The sequence below is a fragment of the Metabacillus sp. 113a genome (genome assembly GCF_050107635.1).
GTDB lineage: Bacteria > Bacillota > Bacilli > Bacillales > Bacillaceae > Metabacillus_B.
Window position 1 is genome coordinate 30,485 of sequence record NZ_JBNILJ010000014.1, and the last position, 18,564, is coordinate 49,048.

Consider the following 18,564-nt stretch of genomic DNA (forward strand, 5'->3'; position numbering starts at 1 on the left):
AAAAGCTGAACCCTCTGAACGGGTTCAGCTTTTTTGCTGTTGCTGGGGTTTGGGGTTGGCTGGGGGTGTGGCTTTGATTGGGGCTGTGGCTTTGATTGGGGCTGTGCCTCCGACTGGGGATGCGGCCTTGATTGGGGCTGCGGTTGCGATTGGGGATGCGGCTTTGATTGGGGCTGTGGGTGCGATTGGGGATGCGGCTTTGATTGGGGCTGCGCCTCCGTCCCCTGTTACGGTAAAGCACCAGGGGGCGGAGGCAGAACCTTCTCACACTTACTCTCCCAGCGGTTTTGACGCTAAGGGGTCAGAGCAAAACTGGTAGACATAATTGGGGACGGAGGCGTGCTCCGACCCCTTTTTTTGTCTTTTCGGGGACGGAGAGGAAACCTTGTGATCCATTGGGCTGCAAGGCGTCTTACAAACTGGGGACGGAGGTTTAGTGCTTTAGCAGAGTGAGGGTCGGAGGTCAGGAGGTTAAAATATAAGTTAACCAGGCGCGGCGGTGCCGGAGCTTTTCCACTGTAAAGGAACGGGGGACAGAGACTTGATGCTGTCAGCCCTTGTACTTCAAGCCTCTGCGGATCAGGTGCCGGAGCTTTAGTACGGCAGCGAAAGTGGGGCCAGGCACGGTGCCTGGCCCCTGCTGCTTTAACGCAGAGCGGGACGGAGACTGCTCCTTCTAAAACCTTGCCGGACAATGGATTGGAAAGATGGTGCCGAAGCTTTAGTTCTTTATCAGAGTGCGGGCCAGACCCCGCCAAGTGCTCTGCCCCCGCCAATTCAAGGATTCTCCCTATATACAGCGCGCAGACCCCGCCACCATATACGTACGTAGCCCCAGGCCACCCCTTCCCTTTACCGCAGCGGTTTCCGGGCCGTCACACAGACGGTCATCTCTGGCTTCACCCGTTTGAATTTCATTGACATTTTTTCGAATCCGCACGCACGCATGTCGTCATAGATTTGTTTTCCGAACATTTTTGTTTTGTTGGGGCTCGCGTTTTCCTCCCGGGGCTGCATGGTTATGGCAATGCTGCCTCCCGGAATGAGGGCCTCGTATAATGAAGCCAGCCCTGTTCTCGGTTCATCCCAAATGGTGTAGTTATTAACTGATAGAATTTTGTGATAGGAGTGATCCGGCAGATTCGCTTTTCCCACATCCGCTGCCATGAGTTCGCTTTTGCCTGCATCTATATATTCTTTTAGCCTCACTGATGCCTGCTCTTTCATTGTTTCAGAAATATCGAGACCATCCGCTTTAAGGACAGGATATCTGGATAGAATGTATTCGAGCGCATAACCGGGCCCGTATCCCACTTCCAGCACTTTGTCCCCCCGGCGGATTCCGAGGCTGGAAATGGTCCATTTGTTGATGAATTTATTTTCCTGGGCCATAATCTTTCCAGTCACGACCCCAATCCATCCTTTAGGCTTGCTGAAGTTCTTTTTAATTATGCTGAACATGAACGCACCTCTTCGTTTCGTTTTACTTATTACTATCACGAAACGGCTCCGTTTAAACAAAAGCGCGAATACTTAAACGAGAATTTTGTGCATGCGGAAGTTTTTCAGCTGAACTCCCTGTCTTTCTGCGATGCGGGGCTGAAGAACATGAAAGCCGCTTTTTTCAAAAAAGGGCCGGGCCGTTATGCTGGCATCCGTTGTGATCCGGCTCACTCCAAGCTCCTCGGCGCTTTTCTCCAGCTCTCTCAATAACGCTCCTGCCGTCCCCTTTCTCTGGAACGAGCTTCCCACATACATATGGTCCAAATATCCCTGGCTCGTCATATCGCAAAAGCCCATTATCCCATCCCGTCCTTCAGCTACCCGAACGATATTGGCGGAAAACGCCTTCCTCAACCGTTCCGTTACTGCGTTGCGTTCGCTTTCAGGCGCCCATGCCTCAAGCTGGTCAGCCGAATAGTCAGATGACGGAATGCTATGGACAGCATCATAGAACAAAGAAACGATATTCGTTAAATCATCGTGTTGATAGGCTCTTATTTTCATCAAATAAAACCTTCTTTCTTGCTATGAATTTAAGATTCAGCCAAAATGAAGAGATGATCTTGCAGAGGGGGCAGTATATGAAAAGGATTATTCTCGCAGGCGGGGGACATGCCCATCTGGCCGGTATTTCAAAAGGAGCCTTATCCTCATTGGCAGACTCCGAGGTTATTCTGATTTCTCCTTCCCGTTACCAATACTACTCCGGTATGTTTTCCGGTTTTACTGAAGGAATTTATACGGAAGAAGAAATCCGCATTGATTTGGCAGCCCTCGCCGAGAAGCATAAGTTTACGTTTTCAGAAGAAAAGGTGACTTTCATTTCTGCAGCCGGCAAAAAAGTCCACACTGATTCAGGCAATCAATACGCTTACGATTGGCTTTCGATCGATATTGGTTCCAGTCAGAAAACCGCTTCCTCCATTCTGCCGGTAAAACCGAACTATTCCTTTCCTGACACCATCCGGTCTTTCCGTGAAGGCCGGTCTCCGGTGATTGCCGGAGCAGGCGCTTCCGGAGTGGAGCTTTCTTTAGCGGCTGCAGCATACAGGAGAAAATCCGGTAACAGGTCTCCTGTTACACTGATCAGCGGCGGCTCCCTCCTGTCCCCTTCACACTCTGACCGGCTGCAGAAGATTTGCGAATCAAAAGGAGTGCGCGTTCTGTTAAACAAGAAAGCCAGCTTGAGTTCAGCTGGAGCTGTTGAAGCAGATGGTGAGAGGATTCCATTTTCGGACTTGCTGTGGCTTAGCGGTCCTGAAGCACCAGCTCTTTTCAGAGAATCCAAGATGAGGGTGGACGAGCGCGGGTTTATCCTCGTGGATAAACAGTTATCTTACAATGAATCGATTTTTGCAGCCGGAGACTGTGCGTCCATCGACTGTTACCCTAAGCTTCCGAAAAACGGGGTGTATGCGGTCCGGCAATCGGAAGTTCTTTGGAAAAATCTGTACAGGGCGATTCAAGGCGAGGAGCTGGTTTCCTTTAAACCCCAGAAGCGGTTTCTCGGAATAGTATCCACCGGTGACCGGGAAGGCTTTCTCACGTACGGCGGGCTTCATTATCATGGAAAAACCGCATGGAAGCTCAAGCACGCTATTGACCGGAGGTATATGAATTCTTTTTAATCCGCCGTTTTTCCCGGATTTTTCCGATAAGTAAATAGAGAACTGCAATGGCAATCAGGACGCTGTTCATCAGGCTGAATTCACGGCCGAAAAAATCGCGGTCGTAATAGGAAATAGGGCCTCTAAAAATATAATCACTGATTGGATAAAAAACCGGAACCGCGTCCTGCACATGCGTAAGCAGATCAATCAGAATATGACCGAGCCAGCCGTAAGCAAAGGCAAGCCAGCCATTCAGCCATATTTTGCGGGAAATGGCAGCAATGATCACAAAGGCAGCCGTCCAGATGAAAAGGGAATGGCCACCCTGTCTCAAGACAATCGTAACAGGCTCATCGAACAGTCCATGAACCGCCTCTCTAAGGGAAAAAGCGGTCTCGTTCAGTCCAAGCCAGTTCATCAGAATATTTTTGAGCAGCAAATAAAAAAACATAATGAAGTAAATAAAGTCCGGGGCCATGCTCCCAATCACAAAATACTTTACAGCCTGCTTTTTTTTGCGGAATATCATGTATGTCCAAAAGCCGTGGTGGAGCGTATTCAACGGGAAGGACCTCCTGATTCGTATTTATAATCATTTTAAGACTTGCTGCTGAGGTAGACAAATTTCAGAAGGTTTCTGCAGCTTATCGAATGCTCCTGGCCTAAGACCTGTTTTCAGCAGCAGTCAACGCGGTTCGGAATCCAGGAGGCATATGGGACATCTACAGAAAAACGCCCGGGTGCATCCCCAAGCGCTTTGCTTCTCCCTATAGCACGCCTTTCCTTTTTGCCTCTTCAATCCAGGAAGGAAATTCGTGGAGCAGCTGATTGTACAGCTGTTCGTCTGAAATGCTTTCAGGATCCTGGATATGAAAAAAGTTGGCGTTGTCGATAAAACGGCCTTCCATGGAATCAAGGTTTTCAAGCACTTCAAAATTGCTGTCGCCGATTCCGACAAATTGCCAGAAGATTGGCTGGTCAGAGGATTCGATGACCGGTTTTTTTATGGTCTTTTTGCACCCGCCATCATTAATGAACACGACAAATGCCGGATCCTTACTTGATTCCTCCCTCGTATATTTCCGGATTACATCCTCCATAACGGGGGGTTCATCGTTTCGGCCAAACTTATGAATAAGGGAATCGGATAAAATGACGTTTTCAACGTATTGATTAAAATCTCTTTCGGTAACCGGCTTCAGTCTGGCAAACTCGTTGTCATAAACCCATACATAGAGCATGCCATCGTCGTCGAACTGGCTCGCTACCGCAAGGATCCGTTCAACTACTTTTTGAACCGTCCCATTCCTATACAGCTTCCTCATGGATCCTGAGATATCAAGCACAAGGCCGACTCTGGCTGTTACACCGCTCAGCTGCTTTTTTTCAAGGACAATTTGGACATTTTTCTTCAGCAGGTTAATAGAGTTCATCCGATTTTCCCCTTCCCTTTAGCGCTGCTGTTCGAGGCGCTTAAAATTTTCCTGAAGCTGCTCGATCCGGACTTTTCCTTCCTCCCGCATCTTTTTATTTTCATCTTCAATGGCTTTCGTTTCCTGCATCCCTTTCATGATGATGCTCCACGTTTCTTCCATTGTTTCGATCTTAATGCTCGGGCTGCCGGCCATTCTGGCAATGTCGGTGCTTTGCTTGGAAATGTTCTGGGCGTTTTTCAAAAGCATTTCATTGGTTCTCTTGTCCAATTCACTCATGGATTGGGCTACGAGATTTTGCCTTTTTGCTGCGATTGCATTGATCAAACCGGTTTTGAAAATCGGAATGGTCGTCACGAATGCGGAATTGATTTTTGCAATCAGCTTCGTATTTCCTCTTTGAAGGAGACGGATTTGAGGGGCGGCCTGATAGGCAACCTGCTTGGCCATCTCCAGATCATATACTCGCTGCTCCATCAGTTCGATCGCGTTTTTCAGCGTATCCAGTTCCATGCCCGCGAGCTGGTTCCCGGTAGCTGCTTTGCTCTCGAGCTCAGGCACTCTGGCGCGCAGCTCTTCCGTTTTCATTTCTCCTGCCACAATGTACTTCTCAAGTTCTGTGTAATATTGAAAGTTCTGCTCATACAGCTGTTCCAGCGTCTGTGTAGAGCCTTTCATTTCATTTTCGTATTTCATGATTTCAACATACACCTTGTCAATTTCAGAGCCCATTGTCTGATATTTTGAAAACAGCTTGTCCATCACCTTCTGGCCCCGGTTAAAAACTTTCGCCATCAGGCCTTTTTTCTCCACGAAATCCTTGCTGTCAAAGCGGTCCATGATTTTCCCAAGATGCTTTAGCAGGGCGCTGGATTCTTCCATGCTGCTTGATTTGATCGTATTCAGAATCCTTCCGGAAAACGCTGATATTTCGTTCGCGGGCTCTTTTCCGTACTCAAGGAGTGCCAGCTGGTTTTTATGATCGATGTTCTTGGCGAGCTTCTGTACCTCGGGTTCTTTTCTCAGCGTTGCTTTTATTTCATTCGTTCCCTTTTCAAGAAGCTCTTCTTTTTTTTCCAGGTTCATCGTCTGCAATTCGTTCGTATTCACAGTCATTCCTCCATTCTAAAACCATTTTTTAAACATCTTTTTAATCAGAGAAGCTTCTTTAAACTCTTCTTCAAAGCTGACGTCCTCCAGCCAGTGGATATCAAAGCAGCCTTCTTGAATATATAGCTCCAGATCATTTTGTCCCGGCGGATTAAATACGATGATATCCATCCCCAGCTCATTCATTAACAAAACGAGTGCAGCGTCAGATCGGCTGAAGGGTCCGTTTTTTTCCATGTTGTAAAGGACCATCTTCGGTATATCCTGAGCATAGTCAAATTTCTGGACGAGCTTTAACAGATCCGGGGGAAGGTATAGAGCCTGGTTAAACAAATAAAGCTGTGTCTGGTATTCGGTTTCGTGATCAGGTGCCTTCAGCTTTGGATAGGCGCAGCAACGGGAAATGGCGGCGGCCAGGCCTTGCTGCAGCCCGGTGGGAAGCTCCTTATAGGACCACCAGTTACTCGACATCATCTTCTCCGGATCCAGTCGCCCGTCGCTGCCGAGGGCAGCCTGGAAATGAAAATGGTTATTCCCGGGAATCGTTTTGGTGAAGGGAAAGGACCGGATTGTCCAGGCCAGCTCATGATCGGTGACGTCTTGTACTCTGGCCCAATATTCCTTTCTGTTCTTAGAAACACCTGCTACTTTTGCGAAGAGAGCCGGAATTTGCACCGTTTGACCCGAAGCTTCAAAATTCGGCCGGATAAATGCTTTTTCCTTCATCAGAATAAATAATTCGTCATACGTTGTTTTAAGCGTGATGGATTGAGGGATGTAAGAGCGGAATTGCCATGGTTTATAAAGCATTGAATCATCTGAATGGAGCATCTGCTCAATTTCCTTTGAAGCGCGGAAGGCAACCGTACCTTTTCGGACTGGCTTTTGATGCGGAAAAGGAAGCGGTTTTCCTTTGGAACCGAGCCGGATTTTGCTGGTCTGCTTTTCATCCGGATCGTATGGAGCGAGTATATCCGAGCCTTCCGGATGGAAAACGAGCACATCCGCACCAATTAGAATCAAATAGTAAAGAAAATACGCTTCGCTTTTGGACGCATCGCCATACCAGATCATTTTCGGCGGCTCCTCTGTCAGGCCTGCATTCCAGGAAGCAAGATGGTTATGGCTCCATTTTATCAGATCCGTAAACACCCTTCTGAACTCAGGGTGCAAAAAACCGCTGTCATGGCTTGCCTTAAAATGCTCAAGCAAGGTTTTCCAGCTCTCGCGATAGTGGACAGCCAGAGCCTGATTTTCCGCTTTTGGCATCAGACTCTCCCCTTGCATAAAGGCGAGGAGGCGATTGACAGAGAGGCCGTTTTCTTCAGTATTGATCATTAATACCCGTTGAATGGCCTGAAAGAGCTCCTGCTGAATGGACTTATCCAGCCCTTCGCTCAGCAATACGACGGAAAGCTCTTCCTCATGAATGAGGCCGTAGAGGACTTCCTGATACTCATCTTCATCGGGATACGTTCCGAGAATACGGAAAGCTGTCTGAGTAAAGGACAGCTCTTCTTCAGAATGCAGGAAGGAATTCCGGCGGGATAATGGCGTTTTGAACAAACTAAGCCAGTCCTTCTCATTTATATCGGCTTTGATTGGTCTGATTTTTTTTACCATTTCCCTCATCCTTTCCTGTCCTTTTGAATCTGCCCGTCATCGCTGGACAGCGTTTAAATGATGATCCGTTTTTTCCAGAACGCCGGCGAGAATTTCTTCTGATGCTAAAATGCCTTCCCATTCCGTTCTGGTGATCTTCCCTTGCGAATCCTGTCCCTTTTCCTGCAGCTCTCCATGCCTTGGGGCAAACGCATAATCAGCATTTTCAAGCAGGCACAAATCGAGAAGAGAATCTCCCGCTGCCGAGACCGTATCTTCCCCGACCAGATTTTTAATGTACTCAATTGCCGCCCACTTGCTGACCGGCTTTGGCACAAAATACAGCTTTCTTCCCTGCATGGAATGGGTCCAGCCTGCTTCACTAAGCCACTGTGTAAAGGACTCGAGTTCAGCGGGTATTTTTTCTCTGTCGATGATGCAGTAGCTGAACAGGTCATCAGCTGTTCTCTGCTTTAATACCCACTCTTCATGAACGATTTCCTGAAATTTTTCAAGCATTTCTTCTCGCGGCATACCGTCTTTCAGCTGTTCGGCAATCCTCGCATTCCAGCCGGAATCAGGAGTGCCGTTTATCAGGATGTTTCCGCCATTGCTCGTGACTGCATATTCGGCTGCAAGCTCTGACTGAAAAATGGATATGCGTTTAAACTGCTCGATTGTCCTTGTCGTCACAGGAACGAACAAAGCTTTTTCAGAAACCTGCTTAAGCAGGGAGATCGCCTTATGAGTCATAAAGGAAATTTCTTTGCCGTCAAGCACTTCAATAAGGCGGATGTCCTCTTCTGCAGCCTCGTGTCTGAAAGACCTTCTTGAATAAATCAGGGTCTGGTCAAGATCGCTTGCGAATAACATCAGCTTTCCTCCTTCAGAGGCTTAATTAGTCCGCAGCACGAGTAGGACATGTCCGGATAAACCTCAATGGGTACATTCCGTTCCTCCGCAAGCAGGCGAATATGCCCAAGCTCCGGATTTTCAGCGCTTTTCACAAGAATTTTCCAAGGGACCCTGCGCAGGAGCACTCTTGTCGTTTCCCCTACACCCGGTTTGATCAGATTGATGTTTTCAATCCCATAGTCATCCTGAATTTTTTTGATATCCGCAAGCCCCTTCCAGGTTGGCTCGCTGACATGATGGCTATCCAGATGCCTGTCTACTTCTTCTTTTACAAGCGGATATTGCTTAGTAATCGTCTCAATAAAATACAAGGACAAGTCTTCTTCTTCCAGCTCGCGGTAATATTTGGCACCGTGGTAATCATCGGGTCCGATGTATGCGCTGTTCAATACGGTACGGCTGACAAGCCCGGATACGGTCGAATTCAGGCAGGCACTCGGAATAAGGAAATCACCTCTCGTTCCGTAAATGGAAACGCAATACCCCGGGTCCGCAAGAACGGCCATGGTGTCGCTTACGTTCGTTCCGTACTTTTTGTTTAAATGGGCGGCAGCCTCGTTCAATTCTTTTTTAATTGCGCCTTTTCCCGTCCAGCCGTCCACAAACTGAATGGATTCTGAAGGGTGATTTTCAAAAATGTATTTCATCGCGTTCTCATCGATTCCGCGTCCGCGGATAATCGAAACACTGTAATGGGGGACATCAATCTCATATTTAAATTGAATATACCGTTTAATAAGAATTCCAATCGGTGTTCCTGCCCTGGCAAGGGAGACAAGGACGGCGCCTTTTCCTCTTTCTCTGATAATCTGCTCAGCTACGACACCGGCAGCTATGGCGAGCCTCTCTTTATATTGCGCAAGTGAAAGGTGGAAGAGATTAATATAGTCCTCTGAAGGCTTATATTCAATCGGCAGCATTTCTGAATAATGTGTTCCGGATTGAACCGCTTCCTCCCTGTCCTGTGTGGAGCTCTCAGGCATGACGCTGCTGATATCTTTCAGTAAAAAGATGACATCTTTTTCGGAGTAGCTCCCCATTGGAGTGGGGGGGAGCATTGTTTTAACGGACATGCTGATCACCTTTCCTTCTGCAGAAGTATACAACCTGAATAATCGGAACAACCGTTTTCAGCTGCTTGAGCATCGGCTCAAGCTGCTCGATTGGAACCTCTCTTTCAAGAAAAACAAAGACTTCATCGTACATGCCCTGCTCGATATTATAAAAGAAATGCTGCACGGCTGGCTGCTCTGGATTCGGATAGGCAAACTTTGAAAAAATCGGATACCCCTCTTTTTTAGTGCAGTGAATTGGACTCCTTGTGGAAGACTGGTAGCGGATCCCTTCGCCCATTTCCGCCGCTATTCTCATCGGTATGTACATAAATTCACCGGTTCCAAGACAGAGTGTACGCACCCCTTTTCTTCTCATCCGCAGTTCCTCTGCAGCCCGGTTCACAAATTGTCCGGCTTCCTTTTCGAACCGGTCACTCATCCCGAATCTGCCGGTCACAGAAAGATAGGAAGGGGCTTCCGGACCTTCGCCTCTGGATACCCACTCCGTTTGATAAGCGGCGGCTGCGTCCAGCCCGGTGACGGTCACTTCTGCATCTCCAGGCTTTCCTTCCGAGGCATCAGATGTGAAGACAAATTCCTCCTCGATCGAATTGCCTTCCGCTTCCATTGAACCGGATAACAGCGAGATGGCAGTAATCGTAATTCCGTGCTTTTCTTCCATTTTCTTAAAGGCTTCCCGATGCTTCTCCGTCCGCCAGTCCAGAAGCGTCAGGATGGCGTATTCTTTTCTCGGATACACCTCCTGTATCGATTCAATGATATTCAAAGCTGTTTTCCCCGTTGTGGATTCATCATCGACAAGCACGATCGGGTGGTGATGATCAAAAAATTCCGTTCCTGCATAGCATCTGTGGGAAGTCGCATGGGAGTGCTCTTCTTCAAAGTTTATTGCGGAGCGCAGCCCCTCTATCTCTTCACGGGTCGTGTGGAGAAATTTCGCATTTTCAAAGCACCGAAAAACGGCATGTCCTAGTGCGGTTGCAGTTTCAGCAAACCCGATAAAAACGGTCTCTTCCGGCAAAGCATACGTTTCCTCCAAAACAGTCTGCAGCAGCTGTTCTCCCGCTTCGCCCGCTTCAATTGCCCCGTGCATTTCCTGCCTGGCGGGATGAACAGCACCATGCACTTCTTCCATATACCTGGAGGCAAGCGCCGCTCCCGCAATGAGAGAAACCTTTGGAGAAACAGGCAAATGCTTGCCCAGGACTTTGCTGATGAACAAAAAGCTTCTTTTCTTATTGATTCTCGCACCCATTTGAAAAAGGCTGGACAGTGAAAGCTGAAGAGGGTTTTCGTTCATTTCGATGCTCACCTGGATTTTATTTAAGATTTCCAGCGAAACCATGCTCCCCTTGTCTTGTGTTAAGTAGGTCAATGAAGGATTGTTGTTCATGGAGCACCCCGTAAATGGAAGATTTGAGCAGCACTTTCCGCGCCCAGTTTGTATGTGGCTTGACTTCATTCATCTTGTTGGCATAAGCACTCTTGAAAACCCCGTTCAAACCATCATGGCTGTCAAGGATGGACTTCGCGTCCATATATTCTTCGTGGGTGACGACATTAAGAGCATGTACAACTTTACTGTGCGAGGGATGAATAACCGTTTTGCCGACTAGCCCATTTGTCTTGTCCAGCATGATTTCATGAATCAGGGCGTCCTCAAACCGATTAATCATTTCCGTCCGCACTTGCAGTCCGTTCCTGCCAAAGGCCTGCTGAAAGGGCGACAGCCTGATCTGGGGCTTCATAATTCTTTTTGAACCGGAAAAGTATTCCCATACGGGGCCGGAAATGACATACTCGCTGGCACTGCGCCCGAGCACGTTGATGATATCCGAAATGCAGTCACGGATCACGGAAATATCATAAACCGTCGTATCACTGCTTCTTCTTATTCCGAACAGTCCGGAAAAATCAGTGGCTCCGATCCGGACATTAAGAATAAGGGAATAATACTCATCCAGCAGCTGTTTAATACTCAGCAGCGATTCCATTCTCGTTTCTTTATAAATAATTTCATAGGATTCAAGAATTGGCATTCCGTAAAGGTTCATAGAAAAAGCTTCATTTATTTGAGAAAGTGCCTCCAAATAAACCCTTCCGTTTACTGCTGTGAATTTCGGAAAAATAAAGCCGCAAAGAAGTGAGGCTGCATCGCCAAGCCGGCTGACCATCTCCGTCATTTGCTGAACAGTTCTTACCCTTATAAAGATAAGCGGCAGAAAATCTGTATTGAAAGCACCATTTTTCGTACTGGTGTGAATGGTTTTAAGCTGCAGAACGGTGTTAGCTTCTGCCGTCTTCACCTCGTCATCCCCGATCGAATCCTCGAGACAGATGGCCATGCTTGTCAACCCTTCGTGTTTGCCTTCAAGAAATTTTCCAGATAGCACATCACTAGAAATTTGCTCTCTTGTTCCCGGCATGTACAGTGTAGCGCCCAGTGCATAAGCCAGCTGTTCTTTAGAGGAGGAATAATTGAAAGAAACCGGCTTGCGGAAAAAAATCTCATCCAGCGCCGGGGACGGCAAATATTGAAAATGTCTCATTGAATCCCTCCTCTTCTAATGATCTGCTATTTGAAAAACGCTTTTAAAAGGCAGAAGGGAAGACATGCTGTCTCCCCGCATACATCTTAAACTTCTAAACCATAATTTCGGCAAAGAGATGCCAGCCCCCCTGAAAACCCGCTGCCGATTGCATTGAATTTCCAGTCAGAACCATGTTTATAAAGCTCGCAAATAACAACAGCTGTTTCAATGGAAAAATCTTCTCCTAAATCGTAGCGGAGGATTTCTTTATCCGTTTGGGCATCCACAATCCTGACAAACGCGTTGGAAACCTGTCCGAAATTCTGTCTGCGGGACTCTGCATCGTGAATGGTAACGGCAATTCCAATTTTTTGGATATGGGCAGGCATTAGCGAGAAGTCTACGAGAATCTGCTCATCATCCCCGTCCCCTTCACCTGTACGATTATCTCCTGTGTGCTCTACTGCACCATTCGGGCTTTTCAGCTGATTGTAAAAAATAAATTCACTGTCATTTTGAACTTTTCCTGAAGCATCCGCCATAAATGCAGTTGCATCCAAATCAAAATCATTGCCTCCGCTATAACGGTTCGTATCCCAGCCAAGCCCAACCACTACTTTAGTCAGCCCTGGATTGGTTTTCGTCAAGTCAATGCGCTGTCCCTTAGATAACGAGAGTGTCATGGGTATCCTCCATTCATTTTTAATGTTCGCTCTGCAGTTTAAAAAAGGGGAGACCTGCAAACAGCAGCCCCCCCTTTGCTGTACACCTGTCAGATCCGTGATGCCCAGCTTAATAGAGAAGGCTGACCGCTCGCGTAAAGTCACCCCTGTTTCATGCAATCGCCGTTTAGACGTTCAAGCCGTAGTCGCTTACCAGTGAACCAAGGCCACCCTGATAGCCGCTGCCGATTGCACTGAACTTCCACTCGCTGCCATGACGGTATAGCTCACCTACAACAACAGCTGTTTCAATAGAGAAGTCCTCGCCAAGATCGTAGCGGATCAGCTCTTCGCCATTTGTTTCGTTTAAGATACGCACATAAGAATTGCTGACTTGTCCAAAATTCTGGCTGCGTGTTTCCGCATCATGAATCGTAATCGTAAATGCGATTTTCTGAATGTTTTCCGGAACGCCAGGCAGGTTCACTTTTACCTGCTCATCATCGCCTTCCCCTTCGCCAGTACGGTTGTCTCCTGTATGCTCAACCGCACCGTTCGCACCTTTTGTATTGTTGTAGAAAACAAAATCTGCTTCGGAAGAGCATTTTCCTTCCGCGTTTAAAAGGAATACAGAGGAATCAAGGTCAAAGTCCTGTCCGCCGTCATACTTATTTACGTCCCATCCAAGACCTACAACAATATTCGTCAGACCCGGATTTGATTTAGTTAAATCTACTTTTTGTCCTTTTGCTAAACTGATTGCCATTTTAATAACCTCGCTTTAATTGGATTTTTATCAGACTGTTATTCTATTAAACGTAACGGTTCGCAATCTCGCTGATCGACGCATCTTTTGTTCCATCGCCAACCGCGTTGAACTTCCACTCCCCGTTATGACGGTAAATCTCGCCTGGAACAAGAGCCATCAGCCCGGAAAAATTGTCTGTCAGGTTAAAATGAACAAGCTCACTGCTGTTTGAGTTGTCCAGGACACGGATAAACGCATTTTGAATCATCCCAAAGTCCTGCTTGCGCTGAACACCCTGATAAATATTTACAACGAAAACCAGCCTATGTATATGTGCAGGGATGCGGCCAAGGTCCACTCTGATTTGCTCATCGTCGCCTTCCCCTTCTCCAGTCAGGTTGTCCCCTGAGTGCTGGACGCTCCCGCAGCTGCTTGTTTTATTTCCAAAATAAACTAAATCCTTTTTATCCGCCAGCTTGCCGTTCTCATTCAGCATCAGCACAGATGCATCACAATCGATATTGCTGCTTCCTCCGCCGAAACCAAAGAACCCGCCGCTTTTCTTAACTGGATCCCAGCCTAGCCCAACCGTTATGGAAGATAAACCGGCTCTGCCTTTTGTTAAATCAATCTTCTGTCCTTTTTGCAAGGATATAGCCATTCTTCAACACTCCTTCCCAGTTATAAAGCCTTTAAAACCTTGTCCAGCAAGCATGCAAACTGTAATGAAGCTGCATACAGCATTCCAAGAAAATGATACCACATATTTTCCAAAGCATTCAACTTTGAGCGACAATCCTCCCGTTCTTTCCTGCGGGTGATAACGCCTATAGGCTGATTATACGGCCAAGCCTGACGAAAGGTTTCGTTTTTTGATGAAATGAGGTTTGTGGTAAATTTTTCTGGGTTTTGGAGCGGGATTTTTCGGGTGGGGTCTGGCCCGGCTTTCGCTAAAGTATTAAAGCTCCGGCACCATTTCTCTTAAACGTTGGCGGACAAGGGATTGCGAAGTCACGCCTCTGTCCCCTGATGCGGTGAAGCAGCAGGGGACAGGCACCGCGCCTGACCCCGCTTTCGCTGGCTCGTACTAAAGCTCCGGCACCAAGCCTGCCAGTTCTTGGTGAGAAAGGCCCGACCCCGTGACGCCTCCATCCCTCGCCCCTCTACAGCAGTAAAGTTTCGGTACCGTTCTGTGCTATCTCTTTGCCAGGCGTCTGACTTCGTTTGATAACTCCGGATGCCATTACTGCCTCCGGCCCCCACTCTGCTAAAGCACTAAACCTCCGTCCCCAATCTGATTGACATGCTGCAGCACAAGGATTCCCAAGGTCTCTGCTCTGTCCCCCAAAAGGCAGAAAAACAGGGTCGGAGCATGGCTCCGACCCCAATTATGTCTACTAATCCAGCTCCGTCCCCTAACCCTTAAAAGCGCTGGGGGAGTAGGAATCAGGGGTTTCTCCCTCCAGCCCCCAATGCTTTACCGCGCCGGGGGTCGGAGGAGCCACATGCCCTGTTTGCAGAAGAAACCTGCCTGCTGTTTAATGTCTGCAAAAACGAGCCATAAAAAAGTTTCCGTAAAGCTCACGTTCTGCCGCCCGGACTCTTTACTTCCTGTGCATCTTAAATTCCAGGAACAGTTCGTTGTAATGAGCGAGCATTTTTTTGCCGAGGTTGTCGTAGACTTCGAGCTTAGCTGTTGTTTCCGGATCCGGGTAGAAGCGCTTATCTCCTGAAATGTCCTCGGGAAGAAGCGGGAGGGCTTCTCTGTTCGGTGTGGAATAACCGACATATTCAGCATTTTGAGCAGCGATTTCGGGCTGAAGCATGAAGTTGATGAATTGATGGGCTGCTTCCGTATTGGCGGCGGTGCTTGGAATGACCATGTTGTCGAACCACAAGTTGGAGCCTTCTTCCGGTACGACATAGTCAAGCTTCTCATTCTCGCTCATGATTTCTGAGGCATCTCCTGACCAGACGACGCCTGCAGCGGCTTCTTCGCTGGCGAGGAGCATTTTGATTTCGTCACCGACGATGGCTTTGACGTTAGGGGTGAGCTCAGTCAGCTTCGTTTTCGCTTCTTGAAGATGAGCTTCATTGGTGTCGTTAAGTGAATAGCCGAGGCTGTTTAAGCCCATTCCCATCACTTCTCTTGCTCCGTCAGCCAGCAGGATTTGATTTTCCAAATCTTTTCTCCACAAGTCATCCCAGCTCGTGATTTGTTTTCCTCCGAGCATGCCGGGATTGTAAACGATGCCGACCGTTCCCCAAAAATAAGGGATGGAGTACTGATTGTCGGGATCAAAGGATAAATTCAGAAACCGCTCATCGATGTTTTTCAGATTAGGAATCTTCGTATGGTCGAGCGGGAGCAGCAGGTTCTCTTCCTTCATTTTGCTGATGGCGTATTCGGACGGGACCGCGATATCAAACGTTGTTCCGCCTTGGGAGATTTTTGTCATCATAGCTTCGTTGGAATCGAAGGTTTGGTAGACTACTTTAATACCTGACTCTTTTTCAAACCGATCCACGAGCTCGGGATCAATGTAGTCCCCCCAGTTGTAGATGGTGAGCGTGTTTCCGCCTGAATAGCCTTGGGAACGGTTCAGCTGATTAATGGAAATTAATAAAACGGCAGAAAGGATGGAAATGATAAGAAAAGCACGCAGAAGCTGATTCATTTTCGGATTTCCACCCCTTTCATGCGATTGCTGCGCTGAGTAATGAAATAATAGCCGATGACCAGACTAATGGTTACCAGGAAAATTAAAGTGGAGAGCGCATTAATGGTTAGTGAAATCCCTTGCCTTGCCAGCGAGTAGATTTCGACCGACAAGGTAGAGAAGCCGCTGCCGGTTACAAAGAATGTGACGGCAAAGTCATCCAGCGAGTAGGTCAGCGCCATAAAAAAGCCAGCGAAAATGCCTGGTGTGATGTAGGGGATCACGACTTTGGACAGGACCTCCCATTTACTTGCTCCCAAGTCCCTTGCCGCATCGACAAGGCTTGAGCTCATTTCTTCAAGCTTTGGCAGGACCATGATGACAACGATGGGAACGCTGAATGCGATGTGGGAAAGCAGAACGGATGTAAATCCAAGCCTGATGCCGATCATGGTGAACAAAATCAGGAAGGAAGCACCGATGATAACGTCCGGACTAACGATCAAGACATTATTTAAGGTAAGCAGTGTGTTTTTTATACGCCTTCTTTTCACATAGGTGATCGCTAATGCTCCCAGTACCCCGATGATTGTAGAGATGGCAGATGAAAGCAAAGCGATGATCAGTGTGTTCAGAACGATGATCAGAAGCCTCGTATCCTGGAAAACCTCTTTATACCAATCAAGTGTAAAGCCTTCAAATTCTCTCATTGTTCCGCCGCTGTTAAAGGAGTAGTACATAAGGTAAAAAATAGGCGCATAGAGGATGGCAAAGACCAGGACTAAGTAAAGGTTTGAAAGCTTGCTGTTTTTCCTCATCTTGCGCTCCTCCTTCCCGTGTTGGTAAATAGAATGATAATCGCCATTGCGAGGATCAGGAATACGGCAATGGTGGCTCCCATCCCCCAGTCCTGGGTCACAAGGAAATGCTGCTCAATGGCCGTTCCAAGAGTAATGACACGGTTGCCTGCAATCAGCCTTGTAATCATAAACAGCGAGAGGGCTGGAATGAATACAGCCTGGCAGCCTGATTTCACACCGGAAATGGTTAACGGGAAAATGATCCGTTTAAACGTTGTCCATGAGGAAGAACCGAGGTCCCTCGCTGCATCCAGTAAGGATGGATTCAATTTCTCAATCGAATTATAAATCGGCAAAATCATGAAAGGGATAAAGATATAGACGGAAACGAAGACAAAGCTGAAATCAGTAAACAGAATCTGCTGTCTTCCGGCTCCTAGCCATTCCAGCAAATTGTTGGCCGTTCCATATGTGCCGAAGATTCCCAGGAACGCATAAGCTTTCAGCAGAAGATTAATCCAGGTAGGCAGAATGATGAGCAGCAGCCAAAGCTGTTTGTGCTTCGTTTTTGTAAGGAAATAGGCTGTCGGGTAAGCAATGAGCAGCGAGAACAATGTAATCAGGAATGCATACCAGAAAGAGCTCAGTGTCATTTGCATGTAAACAGGCGTAAAGAAATTCGCATAGTTGGATAGTGTCAGATTTCCTTCAATATCAAAGAGGGAATAATAAAAAATGAGAACGACCGGCGCTGCTACAAACAGCACCATCCATAAAATGTAAGGGATTAAATACAGGTTGCGGGTGTTAGTTTGCATAGCCGTCTCCCTCGTAGGATTCGAGACGCTTATCAAATTCTTCTTCCGTTTCATTAAACCGCATGACATGAATGGCTTCAGGCTCAAAGTCCAGTCCGATTTCTTCTCCTACAGACGCTTTTTTCGTAGAATGAACGAGCCATTCATTGCCGGCTTCATCGTAGCAGCAAATTTCATAATGAACGCCTCTGAATAATTGGGAATCTACCTGAACCTGAAGCTTCCCGGCATCTTTTACCGTAATGGCTAAATCCTCCGGCCTTACTACAATTTCCACTTTTTCATTCGGATGAAATCCGCGATCCACGCATTCAAAGACCTTATCTGCAAATTCCACCCGGTAATCTTCCACCATTGTTCCAGGGACAATATTGGATTCGCCGATAAAATCTGCAACAAACCGATTGATCGGTTCATCGTATATATCTGTCGGTGTTCCGCTCTGCTGGATTTTCCCTTTGTTCAGAACAAAGATTTCATCGGACATTGCGAGCGCTTCTTCCTGGTCATGTGTAACAAAAATGAACGTAATGCCAAGTCTTCGCTGCAGCTCTTTCAATTCGTACTGCATCTCTGTCCGAAGCTTAAGATCAAGGGCAGATAGCGGCTCATCAAGTAAAATGACCTCCGGCTCGTTGACGATAGCCCGTGCAATGGCTACACGCTGCCTTTGCCCACCGGACATCTCTGCAATTTCCCGGGTTTCATAGCCTTCTAAATTAACAAATTTTAAGGCTTCCTTCACTTTTTCTGTAATCTTCTCATTTTTCACCTTTTTAATCCGTAATCCGAACGCAACGTTTTCAAATACGTTCAAGTGCGGGAAAAGGGCGTAATCTTGAAAAACCGTGTTTACCTGGCGCTTGTTGGCCGGTATCTTGTTGATTAATTTATCGTTAAAATAGATGCTGCCGCCAGTCGGCTCGGTAAATCCGGCAATCAGGCGGAGAATGGTTGTTTTCCCGCATCCTGATGGTCCAAGCAGTGTATAAAATTTGCCCCGCTCAATTTCAAAGCTGACATGATTCAGCACAGCCGCTTCATCAAATTGCTTTGTTACTCCCTCAAATCGTATGATCGTCTCGTTATTCATAGC

19 protein-coding genes are annotated in these 18,564 nt (G+C 47.3%); 2 read left to right on the forward strand and 17 right to left on the reverse strand.

Annotated elements, in window-relative coordinates; translation table 11 throughout:
• Nucleotides 1-73 precede the first annotated feature (73 nt).
• Nucleotides 74-319: a hypothetical protein gene (locus ACQCVE_RS16015; RefSeq protein ID WP_426863394.1), complete on the forward strand. Its 246-nt coding sequence runs from the start codon at nt 74-76 to the stop codon at nt 317-319.
• Nucleotides 320-852: 533 nt separating this feature from the next.
• Here the strand turns inward: ACQCVE_RS16015 and ACQCVE_RS16020 are convergent.
• Both ACQCVE_RS16020 and ACQCVE_RS16025 read right to left on the reverse strand, forming a co-directional pair.
• A complete protein-coding gene (locus ACQCVE_RS16020) occupies nt 853-1,461 on the reverse strand; it encodes a class I SAM-dependent methyltransferase (protein ID WP_426863395.1) in 609 nt (202 codons plus the stop codon).
• A gap of 72 nt (nt 1,462-1,533) precedes the next feature.
• Nucleotides 1,534-2,007: a GNAT family N-acetyltransferase gene (locus ACQCVE_RS16025; protein ID WP_426845579.1), complete on the reverse strand. Its 474-nt coding sequence runs from the start codon at nt 2,005-2,007 to the stop codon at nt 1,534-1,536.
• Nucleotides 2,008-2,084: 77 nt separating this feature from the next.
• Here ACQCVE_RS16025 and ACQCVE_RS16030 point away from each other — a divergent pair, with 77 nt between their 5' ends.
• Complete coding sequence (locus ACQCVE_RS16030; protein WP_426863396.1) at nt 2,085-3,131, forward strand: NAD(P)/FAD-dependent oxidoreductase; 1,047 nt, start codon at nt 2,085-2,087, stop codon at nt 3,129-3,131.
• Here the strand turns inward: ACQCVE_RS16030 and ACQCVE_RS16035 are convergent.
• From ACQCVE_RS16035 to ACQCVE_RS16105, 15 genes are all read right to left on the reverse strand, one after another.
• Nucleotides 3,100-3,675 carry a DUF4184 family protein gene (locus ACQCVE_RS16035; protein WP_426863397.1) on the reverse strand — a complete coding sequence of 192 codons (576 nt, stop codon included), beginning with the start codon at nt 3,673-3,675 and terminating at the stop codon, nt 3,100-3,102. The genes ACQCVE_RS16030 and ACQCVE_RS16035 overlap by 32 nt on opposite strands.
• A gap of 205 nt (nt 3,676-3,880) precedes the next feature.
• Nucleotides 3,881-4,546 (reverse strand): vWA domain-containing protein, encoded by a 666-nt coding sequence (locus tag ACQCVE_RS16040; RefSeq protein ID WP_426863398.1) that lies wholly within the window; start codon nt 4,544-4,546, stop codon nt 3,881-3,883.
• 18 nt (nt 4,547-4,564) lie between these two features.
• Nucleotides 4,565-5,662 carry a toxic anion resistance protein gene (locus tag ACQCVE_RS16045; protein WP_426845401.1) on the reverse strand — a complete coding sequence of 366 codons (1,098 nt, stop codon included), beginning with the start codon at nt 5,660-5,662 and terminating at the stop codon, nt 4,565-4,567.
• 9 nt (nt 5,663-5,671) lie between these two features.
• Complete coding sequence (locus tag ACQCVE_RS16050; protein WP_426863399.1) at nt 5,672-7,279, reverse strand: YceG family protein; 1,608 nt, start codon at nt 7,277-7,279, stop codon at nt 5,672-5,674.
• Nucleotides 7,280-7,315: 36 nt separating this feature from the next.
• The gene (locus ACQCVE_RS16055) at nt 7,316-8,131 is read right to left on the reverse strand and encodes an HAD hydrolase family protein (protein WP_426863400.1); all 816 of its coding nucleotides are present in this window, start codon (nt 8,129-8,131) and stop codon (nt 7,316-7,318) included.
• Entirely contained in the window at nt 8,131-9,246 is a 1,116-nt protein-coding gene (locus ACQCVE_RS16060; protein ID WP_426845407.1) for a cysteine protease StiP family protein, read from the reverse strand. Before ACQCVE_RS16060 ends, ACQCVE_RS16055 begins: the two co-directional genes overlap by 1 nt.
• A complete protein-coding gene (locus ACQCVE_RS16065; protein WP_426863401.1) occupies nt 9,236-10,642 on the reverse strand; it encodes a phosphoribosyltransferase family protein in 1,407 nt (468 codons plus the stop codon). The genes ACQCVE_RS16060 and ACQCVE_RS16065 overlap by 11 nt, the downstream gene beginning before the upstream one ends.
• Nucleotides 10,569-11,798, reverse strand: coding sequence for an HpcH/HpaI aldolase/citrate lyase family protein (locus ACQCVE_RS16070; RefSeq protein WP_426845411.1), 1,230 nt, complete (start codon nt 11,796-11,798; stop codon nt 10,569-10,571). The genes ACQCVE_RS16065 and ACQCVE_RS16070 overlap by 74 nt, the downstream gene beginning before the upstream one ends.
• A gap of 86 nt (nt 11,799-11,884) precedes the next feature.
• Nucleotides 11,885-12,463 carry a TerD family protein gene (locus tag ACQCVE_RS16075; protein ID WP_426845413.1) on the reverse strand — a complete coding sequence of 193 codons (579 nt, stop codon included), beginning with the start codon at nt 12,461-12,463 and terminating at the stop codon, nt 11,885-11,887.
• 166 nt (nt 12,464-12,629) lie between these two features.
• Nucleotides 12,630-13,208, reverse strand: a complete 579-nt coding sequence (locus tag ACQCVE_RS16080) for a TerD family protein (protein WP_426845415.1) — start codon at nt 13,206-13,208, stop codon at nt 12,630-12,632.
• Nucleotides 13,209-13,254: 46 nt separating this feature from the next.
• Nucleotides 13,255-13,851, reverse strand: coding sequence for a TerD family protein (locus tag ACQCVE_RS16085; RefSeq protein WP_426845417.1), 597 nt, complete (start codon nt 13,849-13,851; stop codon nt 13,255-13,257).
• Between the two features lie 943 nt (nt 13,852-14,794).
• Nucleotides 14,795-15,868: an ABC transporter substrate-binding protein gene (locus ACQCVE_RS16090; protein WP_426845418.1), complete on the reverse strand. Its 1,074-nt coding sequence runs from the start codon at nt 15,866-15,868 to the stop codon at nt 14,795-14,797.
• Nucleotides 15,865-16,668 carry an ABC transporter permease gene (locus tag ACQCVE_RS16095; RefSeq protein ID WP_426845420.1) on the reverse strand — a complete coding sequence of 268 codons (804 nt, stop codon included), beginning with the start codon at nt 16,666-16,668 and terminating at the stop codon, nt 15,865-15,867. Before ACQCVE_RS16095 ends, ACQCVE_RS16090 begins: the two co-directional genes overlap by 4 nt.
• Complete coding sequence (locus ACQCVE_RS16100; RefSeq protein WP_426863402.1) at nt 16,665-17,468, reverse strand: ABC transporter permease; 804 nt, start codon at nt 17,466-17,468, stop codon at nt 16,665-16,667. Before ACQCVE_RS16100 ends, ACQCVE_RS16095 begins: the two co-directional genes overlap by 4 nt.
• Entirely contained in the window at nt 17,458-18,561 is a 1,104-nt protein-coding gene (locus ACQCVE_RS16105; RefSeq protein WP_426863403.1) for an ABC transporter ATP-binding protein, read from the reverse strand. The genes ACQCVE_RS16100 and ACQCVE_RS16105 overlap by 11 nt, the downstream gene beginning before the upstream one ends.
• Nucleotides 18,562-18,564: the final 3 nt, after the last annotated feature.